The sequence below is a fragment of the Streptosporangium sp. OZ121 genome (assembly GCF_051918885.1).
Classification (GTDB): Bacteria; Actinomycetota; Actinomycetes; order Streptosporangiales; family Streptosporangiaceae; genus Streptosporangium.
In genome coordinates this window covers 1-531 of the sequence record NZ_JBPXMC010000116.1, presented here as the reverse complement: position 1 = coordinate 531, position 531 = coordinate 1, and the positions used below count along the sequence as shown (strand labels likewise).

Sequence of the window (531 nt, the reverse complement as noted above, 5' to 3'; positions counted from 1 at the left end):
GTCGGCGAAGGCCTCGTTGACCACGTCCCAGGCGTAGATCTTGCCCTTGTAGTGGTTCATCACGCCGTTGATGTGGTTGATCATCGCCTGGCGCAGCGCGTTGCCCTCCATCGACCGCATCCAGTTCGGCTGCTGGTTGTGCCAGGCCAGGGTGTGCCCGCGTACCCGCTTGCCGTTCTGCACCGCCCAGTTGTAGATCCGGTCGCCGTTGGTGAAGTTGAACTGGTTCTGGTTCGGCTCGGTGGCGTCGATCTTCATCTCGTTCTCGGCCGTGATCATGTCGAACTCACGGTTGGCGATCGTCGTGTACTGCGAGTCGCCGAGCTTGCCGGCGGCGATCGCGGTGCCGAAGTAGCGTCCGCTCTGCTGGGCCGCCGCGCCGAGCGTGGACGCGGCGGCACTGGCGGAAGTGGTGCCCGCGGAGACCGGACCGTTCACCGCCGCGAGGGTGCCGAGCACGAGGGTGCCGAGGGCGCCGGCGACCAGAGCCCGGCGAAGACCGCCGAGGGGTCGCCGGGTGCCGGGCGGGGG

The 531-nt window shown here is 68.2% G+C and carries 1 protein-coding gene; it reads right to left on the bottom strand.

What is annotated here, in order from left to right; genetic code table 11:
- Positions 1-438 (bottom strand): endo-1,4-beta-xylanase (locus ACTOQ1_RS42965; protein ID WP_440074399.1); only part of this gene is annotated, 438 nt, incomplete at its 3' end.
- Positions 439-531: the final 93 nt, after the last annotated feature.